Raw genomic sequence first — 12,006 nt, 5'->3', positions numbered from 1 at the left:
CAAAAGTAAAAAAATAGAGGACTCATGGCAAAAGTCCTCTAACATCGGATAAAAAGGTCAACAATCTTCATAATAAAAAATTCTATTTAAGCGAAAATTCGTTTAAACGGCAAAGAACACCATTGTCTAAGACATATAAAACAGTACCGGTTGCCTTTTTATTGATCTTGTCATATAAGCGACCTGCACTATAGCTTTCTCCTAGAACGGTGTAACGGCTGTTAGCTACATAACCAATTTTACCTAAGCCATCCATTTTAACCGCAATAGCTTCATTATCAAATTCGTTATGAATGTCTTTAATTAACCGTACTTGCATACCTAACTTCATAAAGCTGGATCCATAATAATGGTTTGTACCTGTAATGGTAAAATAAATTGGTTTCATAAACAACAACTCCTTTTCTTTACACTTTTATTGTAAAGAAAGATGTGTACAAAAAATTGGACTTATTCAAAATAATCGTTATATAAACGTTGGATTTCATCTTTCATTAAATTGACTACCTCATCTGGAGAAACAATTTTAATCCCTGATCCTAAAGATATGATCCAACTTAAGAATTGTTTACTGATCGCAACAGTTACCGTTGTTTTAAAATGATCGTTATCTATAGGAAATAACATAATATCTTTACCAAATCGATCAATTAAAATGCCGGCTTTATCGTTGTCTGCTTCTATTGTAACTTTGGTTTCTTTTCCACCAAACATACCAAATAAACTTTTGGTGTATTTTGGCATTTCAAATCTTGCGAAAGCTTCCTGGCCTTTACGAGGAATCTGGGTGATTGCAGTATGAAGCATTTTATCAACACGGTAATGTTTTATTTTTTGATCTTCTTCATCATAGGCAACCAAATAGTAGTTTTCATCGTCCCACATTAAAGCCCAGGGACTGATTCGATAAATTTTTCCGTTTTTTCTTAATTCCATTTCTTTATGGATATTCCATTGGAAATATTGAAATTCAATTTGACATTCCTTATTGATTGCTTCATGAATCATGTCTACGTTATAGTAAATGCTTTCATTGATTGTTTTAACTCGACCGGCAATTACAACTTGTCTTTGTAATTGCTTTCCTTCATATCTACTGACAAGAGACTCTAATTTTTTGATAAGCTCTTTTGATTTTTTGTCTGTAATGAATTTAGCTGACTGAACGGAATCTACAAGAAGTTTTAATTCAGGTAACTCAAATTCTCGACTAGCTAAAGAATAATAGTAATTTTTACCACTTCGTTGAGAAATGATATCAAATCCAAATTGTTTTAATTCATCAATATCTTTATATAATGTTTTCCTGTCTGCATTCACTCCGTATTCTGAGAGTTTTTCAATGATTTCTGGCATTGTCAATGCGTGAAGATCATCCGTTTCCTCATAAAATAACTTAACCAGATATAACATCTTTAATTTTTGATTTTCACCTTTTTGAATGTAAGCCATAAGCATTCTCCTTTAATTGAAGGATACCACGTACTTTTATTAACGTAAATAATAACGTTAATTGTTAATAGAGTCATTTGCCAGTATGATAAATATAGTTTATAATCATATATATCTTTAACAAAAAGGAGGAACAAAAATGATTTGTCCAAAATGTCAAAAAGAATTACCAGAAGATGCAAAATTCTGCTTGGAGTGTGGGACTCCTTTGAAAAGTAAAGAAAGTGAATTGGAAAATAATGAAGTAGAAGATATTCAAGAAGAAGTGATTCAGGAAACTGTTATAGATGAGCCGGAAACACAGAAAGTTACTGAAGACGAAATTGAAACGCAGGACGAAGTAAAAGAAGATTCCAAATCTTTAGAAGAAACAATTGAAACAAACGAAGAAGAAACCGTTGAAGAAGTTCAAGAAGAAACTAAAGAAACAAAAGAGGAAGAAACTCATTCGAATAAAATTTGGTACTATGTTTCAAATAATCAATCTGTAGGACCATTCTCTGTAGAAGAAATGGAAGAGTTGATTGAAAATAAGACTATCTATGGAAATACCTATGTATGGAAATCTGGTTTAAAAGATTGGATCTATTTAAAGAATTCAGATTTAGCTGTATATCTTCAAAAAGGAGACGCAAATACAAGAACAGAAACTACATCTGAAGATGCATCTTGGTTCTATGTTAACAGCTCAAACCAACAAATGGGACCATATACAGAAGAAGAAATGGTACAGTTTATTAAAGAAGGCATTATTACGGCAAATACCTATGTATGGAGATCCGGAATGATGGATTGGATCCATTGTAAGGATTCTACTTTATTTGATCGACGATCTGGATCAGGTGGATTTAATAATTACGCAAATGGAAATACAAATAAGATTTTTATTGAGACAAGAAGTATTCCAGTTTGTATTATCTTAAGTATTGTAACTTGTGGTATCTATAATTTATATTGGATCTATCGGTTGGCTAAAGATGTAAATACATTGAATGCAGCACAACAAAAACCAACAGGACAAGATGCCGGAATGGTCATATTATTATATATCGTTACATGTGGGCTATATGGAATTTATTTTTATTGGAAAGTCGGAAAGCTTGTAAAACAGTTACAATTTGATAATGGATATTATGTAGAAGATAATAGTTTGGTTATGATGCTTCTTTGTATATTTGGTCTTGGACTAATCTCAAATTGTATCCTTCAAAGTACATTAAATGATATTCAACGTTATGCTTAAAAAAGTAGTGAGTGGAATAGGGGCAATCTTGTTGTTGCTCCTTTTTGTTATTGTAATCGGATACCACTGTCCTATTCAAAAAATCACTGGATTTCCCTGTCCTGGATGTAATATAATAACGAGTAGCTACTGGCTCTTTGTAAAAGGAGACCTTAATACCTCCTTGTATTATCATGCTTTACTGATACCAACGATCATCGTTTTTGTTGTGTGTCTTTTTTTGTCTTATAGACAGAATAAGAAAATTAGAGATAGACTTTTATTGATATGGGGGATCACCATGATTCTATATTATATCTATCGTATGATCTTTGTTTTTCCTGATATACCTATGGTCTATGATGAAACAAGTTTATTTAGTCTAATTTTTGATATACATTTTTAAATGATTAGAAAGGATGTAGAGATATGAAAGAAAAAATGAAAAAGTATTCGAAACCAGTTTTAAAGTTTTTACTATATTTTTTCATTGTTTTACTCGTATTTTTAGGTCTTTTATTAATACAGGTTGCCGAGTGGGTTCCTGAAACATTTGGTGATATTCCATTTGAACAGGTGATTTTCCATATGCTTGCACCAGTGGAATCCACTGATACAGTTAACTATGTTCAAAGCTTTATTCAGGAATGCTTACCATTCCCAACAATTTTAACTTTAATATTAGTTTTATTGTTTACTATCCAAGCGCAGTTTTCAGAAAAGATTCGTTCAAAAAAAGGAATCATTATTAATGCGATTCTTGTTGTATGCAGTGTGGTTTCTTTTGGATTAGGGATTCAATATTGTGCAATTAGTGTCAATGCGGATGATTATATTGACGGAATGCTTCATCCTTCTACCATTTATGAAGATTATTATGTAAATCCTCAAAGTGTGAACTATACATTCCCAGAGCAGAAAAGAAACTTGATTTATATTTTCTTAGAGTCCATGGAAACAACTTATGAAGATATAGCCAATGGGGGTGCAATGGAAAATAATTTGATTCCTGAGCTGACAAATCTAGCTAATAATAATCTTACTTTTTCAGGAGGCAATGTAGCTAATGATGGTTTTAATGTATTATCTGGTGCTGGTTGGACCGTTGCTGCTATGGTTGGACAGACAAGTGGAATCCCATTAAACATTCCTGTAGATGGAAATAGCTATATCAGCGAAGGAAACTTTTTAAATGGAGCTTATTCAATAGGGGAGATTTTAGAAGATAATGGATATGTTAATGAACTGTTGCTTGGTTCAGATGCAGAATTTGGCGGTAGAAAATACTATTTTGAACAACATGGTAACTATAATATTGTAGATATCAATGAAGTTAAAAAAAGAGGTTGGCTAGAACAAGATTATTATACTTGGTGGGGCTATGAAGATGTAAAACTGTTCGAATATGCCAAGAATGAATTGACATCTTTGGCAGCGAATGGACAGCCGTTTAATTTCACAATGTTGACTGCGGATACACATTTTACCGGTGGATATCCTTGTCAGGAATGTATTGATCTTTGGGGTGATCAATACTCTAATGTCATTTCCTGCTCAAGTCGACATGTCGGAGAGTTTATATCTTGGATTCAGGCACAACCTTTCTATGCCAATACAACAATCGTAATTGCAGGAGATCATAAAAGCATGGATACAACATGGTTTGATTCCATTGAGGAAAGTGGATATCAAAGAAAAGGATATTTTACGATCATTAATCCAGCTATAGCGCCGGTTTCTAATGAAAGTCGTATAATATCTACCGTGGATTTATTTCCAACCACTTTGGCATCTTTAGGTGTAACTTTTGATTCCAATCGATTAGCGCTGGGAACAAATTTGTTTACAGATGAAAGAACATTGGCAGAAATCATGGGTGTAGAAGAGCTGGATGCTCAGTTACAGAAACATTCAAATTATTACGATAAAAATGTTTTATATGGAATTGGAAAGAAGTAGTTATATGGATGAAAGAAAAAAACTGTTATTTATCATTAACCCGGTTTCTGGAAAAAATCGTTCAAAGGGACAAATTTTAAATGCTTTGGATCAATTTTCAAAACATGATTTATTTGTGGAAACATATATAACACAAGCACCAATGGATGCATATGACTATATTCTTAAATATGCAGAAAATTATGATATCGTAGTTATTAGTGGTGGAGATGGAACATTAAATGAAGCTACAAATGCTTTAATACAATTAGAGAAGAAGCCGTTATTAGGATATATTCCTTCTGGAACCATGAATGATTTTGGCGCTAACTTTAATTTAAGTGCCAATTTAGAGGAAGCTGCTAAAACAGTTTGTGAGGGAAAAGTAGATGTATTTGATCTAGGTAAGATCAATCATCAATACTTTAACTATGTGGCTGGTTTTGGAATGATTTGTGAAGTATCTTTTGAAACGGACCAGGAATTAAAACATGTTTTAGGCAATCTAGCCTATGTCATCAAGGCGGTTTCTTTACTACCAAATCTAAAGCCCTATCATGTAAAGATGAATATTGATGGACAGGAAATTGAAAAAGATTTAATGTTTGGGCTTATTATCAACGGCGTCCGTGTTTCTGGATTTGATCTTGTGGAAAAAAGTGATGATGCCATGAAAGATGGCACATTGAATGTAATCTTAGTAGAACATACGCCAAATTTATTGGAACTATATAATTATCCAGTTGGACTTTTAAATCCATCTGTAAATGGAAAATATGTAACACGGTATCAAGCTAAACATATAACGATTGAAGCCGATGAGCCAATGAAGTGGACCTTGGATGGGGAAAAAGGCAAAGAAAGAGACAAAGCTGAAATACAGGTTGTACCAAGAGCTTTAAAGATTATTTGCTAAGATGAAAGAATTTTCAAAACAAAAAGAAAAATATTTACATTTTCTTTAAAAAGGTGTTGACATATCAGTATATTTATTTATAATGTATTCATACAAGTAAATCGGATGAAGATAGAGGTAGCAATGCATCAGAGTACTGCATGGAGTTGGCAAACTAAGAAGTGCAGGAAAGGTAATCATTGCCGAAGGACATAAGGTGGCAACCTTATCCCTGGGGTATTAGGGAATACCTAATACACTCCTTCAAACTTTGAAGAGGGGTTATCTTATAGCGAAGGGACATTACAAGCTATGCGATAACGCATAGCTTTTCTATTTATTCACCGATTCAGAAAGGAAAAGAGATATGAAAAAATTACTTGCTGCTGCAGCGGTAGCTGCCCTAGCCTTGACAGGCTGTGCTTCTGGAGGTAACACAGAAACAACAGAAGATAAAGACACTTTCGTAGTCGGTATGGAATGTGCCTATGCACCATTTAACTGGAAGACCAGTGAAGAAACAGATACTTCAGTTCCTTTAGGTTCTAGTGGATATGCAGATGGTTATGATGTTCGTGTCGCTCAATATATTGCGGATGAACTTGGGATGGATCTAGAAATAAAAACGATTTCATGGGATGGTTTATTACCAGCACTTGATTCTGGAGAAATCGACGCGGTTATTGCTGGAATGACAGCCAATGAAGAACGTGAAGAAGGTGCCGACTTCACAACACCTTACTATGATAGTGAAGGTATGATCATGATCGTAAGAAAAGACAGTGAAGAAGCAACATATACAGATATTCAACAGTTCTCAGGAAAGAATGTTGTAGGTCAAAAAGGAACAAACTACGATGATGTGATCGATCAGATCCAGGGCGTTAACCACGTAACACCAAAACAACAGTATGGTGAAATGATCGTTGCTCTACAACAAGGCGATGTAGATGGTATTACAGCTGAAATGGCAGTTGCTGAAGGTGTAATTGCTGCAAACCCAGATTTAACAGTTGTTCAATTTGATGAAGGAAAAGGTTTTGAAGCGGATACAACTGTTTCAATCGCATTAAAAGAAGGAACAAGAGATTCAGATTTCTTCAAAAAAGTTCAGGAAGCTTTAGATAACTTAGATACAGAGACTCGTAAAGAGTGGATGAGCGAAGCTGTACAGAATCAGCCAGCAGGAGAATAATCATGAGTATTAATTTTCCTAGAGCTCTAGAAATCTTTCAGGAAAATATTTCCCTATTTCTATATGGAATAGGGAATACTTTATTGTTTGCTCTGATTGGTACTTTGGTTGGTTTCTTGATTGGACTTTTAGTTGGAGGAATTCGTGCTATTGAAATCAACGATTACGATAGTACTCCAGTAAAAGCGATTAAAAACATTGGACGCTGGATCACAAGTTTCTATATTTGGGTGTTCCGTGGAACTCCAATGATGGTTCAGGCTATGTTTGTTTACTACTTATTAAGACCTGTATTACAGTGGACACCATTTGTTGCTGGTTTGGTCATTATTTCAATTAATACAGGAGCTTATATGGCTGAAATTATTCGTGCTGGTATCCAGTCTGTAGATAATGGACAAAATGAAGCCGCAAAAAGTTTAGGGATGACAACGATCCAGACTTTGATCTTCATCGTTTTCCCTCAGGCAATCAAAAACACATTCCCATCAATTGGTAACCAGTTGATCGTAAATATCAAAGACAGTTCTATGTTAAATGTTATTGGTGTAACAGAACTTTACTTCCAGACAACATCTGTTGCCGGATCAAATTATCAATACATTGAAACATTCCTTGTTTCTGCTTTGATTTATCTAGTCTTGACAACTTTGGCAAGTTTCTTGTTGAACTTCCTTGAAGGACGTCTTGATGAAGAACGCAAGACCAAATCAATGGATTTTTGCAGTTAGGAGGACCATGAAAAATGAATGAAATTATTCAAATTCAACATCTTCAAAAACACTTTGGAAATCTTAAGGTCTTAAATGATGTTAGCTTTGATATCCATAAAGGGGAAGTTGTTACGGTCATCGGTTCAAGTGGTAGTGGGAAATCAACAATGCTGCGCTGCATTAACTTATTAGAAAGAATGGATGGAGGAAACATCCTTTATCATGGAAAAAATATCTTAGATAACGGAAATGATGTAAATCAATATCGATCTAAAGTAGGAATGGTATTCCAAAGTTTCAATCTTTTTAACAATTTAAGTGTTATTGAAAACTGTATGATCGGACAGATCAAAGTCTTAAAGCGTTCAAAAGAAGAAGCGCGCGCAAAAGCCGAAAAATATTTAAAAGAAGTTGGTATGTTTGAGTTTGCCAATAAGGCAAGTACGAAACTATCTGGTGGACAAAAACAACGTGTTGCCATCGCAAGAGCTCTTTGCATGGATCCAGAAGTTCTGTTGTTTGATGAACCAACAAGTGCTCTAGACCCTGAAATGGTTGGCGATGTTTTGGATGTAATGAAAGATTTGGCTAATCATGGATTGACCATGGTCATCGTTACTCACGAAATGCAGTTTGCCAAAGAAGTAAGTGATCGCGTGATTTTCATGGATCAAGGTGTAATCGCTGAACAGGGAACACCAGATGAAATCTTTAATGATCCAAAACAGGAAAGAACAAAACAATTCTTATCAAGATATTCAAATCGTTAATAGAAGTAAAAGTTTGATTTCAAGAGTGAGTCAAACTTTTTTTGTTGAAAAGGCTTGAAGGTGAAGTTGACTTTAGGTATACACTGATCCAGCGGAGGTGCGATATGAATAAACCATATATTATTTGTCATATGATGTCTTCTGTGGATGGAAGAATTGATTGTGCTATGACAGAACAATTAAAAGGTGTAGAAGATTATTATGAAACATTAGCTTAATTAGATGCAGATACGACAGTCAGTGGAAAAAGAACCGATGAACTAGAAATGGCTTTATCTGGCAAATATGTTTCTAAGAATTTAGAAATCTATGGAAAAGAAGGGTTTTCTAAGAAGGTGGATGCCAAAGGCTATGAAGTAGTCGTCGATTCCAAGGGAGAATTATTGTGGGAAAAAGAAAATAGGGATGAAAAACCATTATTGATCATCACCAGTGAACAAGTCACAAAAGAATATTTAAACTATTTAGATGAACAAAATATCTCTTGGATCGTATGTGGAAAAAATACGACAGATTTAGTAAAGGCGTCTAAAATTCTCTATGAAGAATTTCATGTAGAAAGAATGGCAGTTGTAGGGGGGAGCTGTAATAAATGGTGCTTTTCTAAAAGCTGGTCTACTGGATGAAGTTAGTATTTTAATTGGGGCAGGCATTGACGGAAGAAAAGGTATGCCTGGTGTATTTGATGGATTTGATATAGATCAACCCGTTATCTCTTTATCCTTAAAAGATGTTGAAACTTTTAAAAGTGGTGCTGTATGGATTCGTTATAAGACAGTAGAATAAAGTGCATAGCTATTTTTAGATATTGTTTTCTTGTAAAAATAAATAAAGAATGATAGAATGTGCATAGTTTGACAGTGAAGAAGATAAGTACTGATAGATCTGGAAATGAAGAGATAAAGTGTTTGGTGGAAACTTTACAAGGGTCTGTTAAGGAAGCTACTTTGGAGTTAAAACCGCTTAGTCAGCGTTAACGATAATTAAGGGCATCTTATAAAAGATGAACTAGGATGGTACCGCGTTAATAACGTTCCTAGATATAGGAACGTTTTTTTATTTGGATGGAGGAAGAAAACATGAAATATTTAACCGGAAATCAAGTTCGCCAGATGTTTTTGGATTACTTTAAAAGCAAAGGTCATATGATCGAACCAGGAGCAAGCCTTGTTCCGAATAATGATCCAACTTTGTTGTGGATCAATGCAGGTGTGGCTGCTTTGAAAAAGTATTTTGATGGTAGTGAAAAACCTCGTTGTAACCGTATTGCCAATGCACAAAAAAGTATTCGTACAAACGATATTGAAAATGTAGGTAAGACAGCTAGACACCACACTTTCTTTGAGATGTTAGGAAACTTCTCAATTGGTGATTACTTTAAAGAAGAAGCCATTCCATTTGCATGGGAATTCTTAACAAGCGAAAAGTGGATGGGAATTGATAAAGATAAACTATATGTATCTGTGTATACAGATGATGATCAGGCATATAAGATCTGGACAGAAGTATGTAAAGTAGATCCTAGTCATATCTTAAAGACATATGATAACTTCTGGGAAATTGGAAAAGGGCCAGGTGGACCAGACTCAGAAATCTTCTTTGACCGTGGTGAAAAATATGATCCAGAAGGTCTTGGAGAAAAATTGTTCTTTGAAGAAATGGAAAATGATCGTTATGTAGAAGTTTGGAACGTTGTATTCTCACAATATGATTGTGATCCTGAGTTAGATCGTAAAGATTATAAAGAACTACCTCAAAAAAATATCGATACAGGAATGGGTCTAGAAAGACTGGTTGCCTTGATCCAGGATGGAGAAACAAATTTTGATACAGACTTGTTCCTTCCAATCATTCACGCAACAGAAAAATTGGCAAAATATCCTTATGAAGGAGAATATAAGATGGCATATCGTGTCATTGCCGATCATATTCGTACTTTAACGTTTGCCTTAAGCGATGGTGCAAACTTCTCAAATAGTGGACGTGGCTATGTATTGCGTCGTGTTCTAAGACGTGCTGTGCGCTTTGGTTTAAAATTAGGACTGGAAGATGCATTCTTATATAAATTGGTACCAGTTGTTGCGGATACGATGCAGGATTTCTATCCTTATTTACAGGAACATGTTGAATTCAATCAGAAACTGATCAAAGTAGAAGAAGATACATTCAAGAAAACATTAAAGAATGGACAGGCTCTTTTAGATGAAGAGATTTCAAAGGCAAAAGATGGAAAACTAAGTGGTGAAGTTGTATTTAAGCTTTACGATACATATGGATTCCCATTTGAACTAACACAGGAAATTGCTTCTGAGAGTGGGCTTGAAGTATCTCGTGAAGAATTTGATGTGGAAATGAACAAACAGAAAGAACGTGCTCGTAATGCTCGTAATACAAAAGATTCTTTCGCTACACAAAATGCTGAATTGATGAATTTTACACAGGAAAGTACATTCATTGGATACGATCATATGGAATGCGATGGCAAGATCATTGCTTTATTCAAAGATGGACATATGGTTGATACTTTGTCTGATGAAGGGCAGGTAATTCTAGATACGACTTGTTTCTATGCAGAGAGTGGTGGACAGGTTGCCGATGCAGGTACATTAAGTGCAGATGGTGTAATGTGCAAAGTAACGGATGTTCAAAAGGCAAGAAACAAACAACATATTCACAGTGTAGAAATTGAAAGTGGAATCTTGGAAGTAGGTATGAGCCTACATTGTCATGTAGATGAAGCAAAACGTAAAGCTACAACTGCAAACCACTCTTGTACTCACCTTTTACAAAGTGCATTGAAGAAAGTTGTAGGAGATCATATTCATCAGGCCGGAAGCTATGTATGTGATGAATACTTACGTTTTGACTTTAACCATTTTGAAAAGTTAACAACAAAACAACTAGATGAAATTGAAGATTTAGTGAATCAGTATATTGCTGGAGCATATCCTGTTACAAAAGAAATCATGGATATTGAAGAAGCTAAAAAATCAGGAGCAACTGCTTTATTCAACGAAAAATACGGAGATCGCGTTCGTGTTGTCACTATGGGCGATGTTTCTAAAGAATTCTGTGCAGGATGCCATGTTGAGAATACATCACAGATTGGTCTATGCAAGATTATTAGTGAAGAAAGCATTGGTTCAGATGCTCGTCGAATCGTAGCTAAGACAGGATACCAGGCTTATAAAGAATGTGCTTCAGAAAAGAATATGTTAGAAAATATTGCAATCAGCGCAAAACAAAAAGGTATCAAGAATATTGATACAAAAGTGGACGCAGCTTACCAGAATATGCATGCTCTTCAAAAAGAAATTGAACAGTTAAAGAATCAAATCTTTGCCCTTAAATCAAATGAATGGGTAAATGAAACAGTTTCTTTGGGTTCAGTAAATGCATTGATCAAAAAAGTTGAAGGTATGGATGCAGGCGCTTTAAAAGATATCGTATCAAATTTGAAGGCAAAAGATCCAAATATCGTATGTTTCTTTGGAAATGTTTCAAATGATAAGATCGTCTTTGTATCTGGAGCTGGAAAAGATGCTGTTTCAAAAGGTGTTCACGCAGGTCAGTTAGTTAAAAAAGCTGCTCAATTATGCTCAGGTAACGGTGGTGGAAAACCGGATATGGCACAAGCAGGTGGAAAAGATATTTCTAAACTAAATGAAGCATTTGAAGTAATTAAATCAGAATTAGCAAACATTTAATTAAATTATTAGTTGTAATAAAGATCGAATTTATATTTTTTAGATATATTTTCGATCTTTTTTTGTCATTTTGGACATTTCCGGTGTGATAGATAAGTGAGAGAGGATTGAAAA

12 protein-coding genes, 1 riboswitch and 1 other annotated feature are annotated in these 12,006 nt (G+C 34.6%); of the genes, 10 read left to right on the top strand and 2 right to left on the bottom strand.

The genetic code is table 11. The features are described 5' to 3' along the window. Positions 1 to 82 precede the first annotated feature (82 nt). Both PND65_RS07395 and PND65_RS07390 read right to left on the bottom strand, forming a co-directional pair. The gene (locus tag PND65_RS07395) at positions 83 to 388 is read right to left on the bottom strand and encodes an HIRAN domain-containing protein (RefSeq protein WP_271991194.1); all 306 of its coding nucleotides are present in this window, start codon (positions 386 to 388) and stop codon (positions 83 to 85) included. A gap of 62 nt (positions 389 to 450) precedes the next feature. After that, on the bottom strand, positions 451 to 1,452 hold the full coding sequence (locus PND65_RS07390) for a helix-turn-helix transcriptional regulator (protein WP_271991191.1): 1,002 nt from the start codon (positions 1,450 to 1,452) through the stop codon (positions 451 to 453). A 139-nt stretch (positions 1,453 to 1,591) separates the two neighbouring features. On the opposite strand from PND65_RS07390, the gene PND65_RS07385 reads away from it, so the two are divergent. The 10 genes from PND65_RS07385 (at position 1,592) to alaS (ending at position 11,892) form a co-directional block, all read left to right on the top strand. Beyond that, positions 1,592 to 2,695, top strand: a complete 1,104-nt coding sequence (locus PND65_RS07385) for a GYF domain-containing protein (RefSeq protein WP_271991189.1) — start codon at positions 1,592 to 1,594, stop codon at positions 2,693 to 2,695. Next, on the top strand, positions 2,673 to 3,080 hold the full coding sequence (locus PND65_RS09655) for a DUF2752 domain-containing protein (RefSeq protein ID WP_408611320.1): 408 nt from the start codon (positions 2,673 to 2,675) through the stop codon (positions 3,078 to 3,080). The genes PND65_RS07385 and PND65_RS09655 overlap by 23 nt, the downstream gene beginning before the upstream one ends. 23 nt (positions 3,081 to 3,103) lie before the next feature. Continuing rightward, complete coding sequence (locus tag PND65_RS07380; RefSeq protein WP_271991186.1) at positions 3,104 to 4,633, top strand: LTA synthase family protein; 1,530 nt, start codon at positions 3,104 to 3,106, stop codon at positions 4,631 to 4,633. A 4-nt stretch (positions 4,634 to 4,637) separates the two neighbouring features. Next, positions 4,638 to 5,528 carry a diacylglycerol/lipid kinase family protein gene (locus PND65_RS07375; RefSeq protein WP_271991184.1) on the top strand — a complete coding sequence of 297 codons (891 nt, stop codon included), beginning with the start codon at positions 4,638 to 4,640 and terminating at the stop codon, positions 5,526 to 5,528. A 104-nt stretch (positions 5,529 to 5,632) separates the two neighbouring features. Further along, positions 5,633 to 5,800, top strand: a riboswitch (Lysine riboswitch). 74 nt (positions 5,801 to 5,874) lie between these two features. Beyond that, positions 5,875 to 6,702 carry a transporter substrate-binding domain-containing protein gene (locus tag PND65_RS07370; protein ID WP_087159190.1) on the top strand — a complete coding sequence of 276 codons (828 nt, stop codon included), beginning with the start codon at positions 5,875 to 5,877 and terminating at the stop codon, positions 6,700 to 6,702. Positions 6,703 to 6,704: 2 nt separating this feature from the next. Continuing rightward, positions 6,705 to 7,433, top strand: a complete 729-nt coding sequence (locus PND65_RS07365; RefSeq protein ID WP_015536264.1) for an amino acid ABC transporter permease — start codon at positions 6,705 to 6,707, stop codon at positions 7,431 to 7,433. A gap of 14 nt (positions 7,434 to 7,447) precedes the next feature. Next, positions 7,448 to 8,185: an amino acid ABC transporter ATP-binding protein gene (locus PND65_RS07360; protein WP_271991181.1), complete on the top strand. Its 738-nt coding sequence runs from the start codon at positions 7,448 to 7,450 to the stop codon at positions 8,183 to 8,185. 266 nt (positions 8,186 to 8,451) lie between these two features. Then, a complete protein-coding gene (locus PND65_RS07355; RefSeq protein WP_271991180.1) occupies positions 8,452 to 8,811 on the top strand; it encodes a dihydrofolate reductase family protein in 360 nt (119 codons plus the stop codon). Beyond that, positions 8,774 to 8,971, top strand: coding sequence for a dihydrofolate reductase family protein (locus tag PND65_RS07350; RefSeq protein WP_334258964.1), 198 nt, complete (start codon positions 8,774 to 8,776; stop codon positions 8,969 to 8,971). Before PND65_RS07355 ends, PND65_RS07350 begins: the two co-directional genes overlap by 38 nt. A 65-nt stretch (positions 8,972 to 9,036) precedes the next feature. Beyond that, positions 9,037 to 9,226, top strand: a binding site (T-box leader). A gap of 38 nt (positions 9,227 to 9,264) precedes the next feature. After that, positions 9,265 to 11,892, top strand: coding sequence for an alanine--tRNA ligase (alaS, locus tag PND65_RS07345; protein ID WP_271991177.1), 2,628 nt, complete (start codon positions 9,265 to 9,267; stop codon positions 11,890 to 11,892). Positions 11,893 to 12,006: the final 114 nt, after the last annotated feature.

The organism is Faecalitalea cylindroides (assembly GCF_028321995.1).
In the GTDB taxonomy this organism is placed as follows: Bacteria; Bacillota_I; Bacilli_A; order Erysipelotrichales; family Erysipelotrichaceae; genus Faecalitalea; species Faecalitalea cylindroides.
This window is presented reverse-complemented; position numbering and strand designations above follow the sequence as displayed.

Excerpts from the sequence above, each read along its gene's own strand:
- PND65_RS07395 (WP_271991194.1), bottom strand. The coding sequence starts at position 388 with ATGAAACCAATTTATTTTACCATTACAGGTACAAACCATTATTATGGA.
- alaS (WP_271991177.1), top strand. The coding sequence starts at position 9,265 with ATGAAATATTTAACCGGAAATCAAGTTCGCCAGATGTTTTTGGATTAC.
- PND65_RS07365 (WP_015536264.1), top strand. The coding sequence starts at position 6,705 with ATGAGTATTAATTTTCCTAGAGCTCTAGAAATCTTTCAGGAAAATATT.
- PND65_RS07375 (WP_271991184.1), top strand. The coding sequence starts at position 4,638 with ATGGATGAAAGAAAAAAACTGTTATTTATCATTAACCCGGTTTCTGGA.
- PND65_RS07360 (WP_271991181.1), top strand. The coding sequence starts at position 7,448 with ATGAATGAAATTATTCAAATTCAACATCTTCAAAAACACTTTGGAAAT.
- PND65_RS07390 (WP_271991191.1), bottom strand. The coding sequence starts at position 1,452 with ATGGCTTACATTCAAAAAGGTGAAAATCAAAAATTAAAGATGTTATAT.
- PND65_RS07355 (WP_271991180.1), top strand. The coding sequence starts at position 8,452 with ATGGCTTTATCTGGCAAATATGTTTCTAAGAATTTAGAAATCTATGGA.
- PND65_RS07385 (WP_271991189.1), top strand. The coding sequence starts at position 1,592 with ATGATTTGTCCAAAATGTCAAAAAGAATTACCAGAAGATGCAAAATTC.
- PND65_RS07370 (WP_087159190.1), top strand. The coding sequence starts at position 5,875 with ATGAAAAAATTACTTGCTGCTGCAGCGGTAGCTGCCCTAGCCTTGACA.
- PND65_RS07380 (WP_271991186.1), top strand. The coding sequence starts at position 3,104 with ATGAAAGAAAAAATGAAAAAGTATTCGAAACCAGTTTTAAAGTTTTTA.
- PND65_RS09655 (WP_408611320.1), top strand. The coding sequence starts at position 2,673 with ATGATATTCAACGTTATGCTTAAAAAAGTAGTGAGTGGAATAGGGGCA.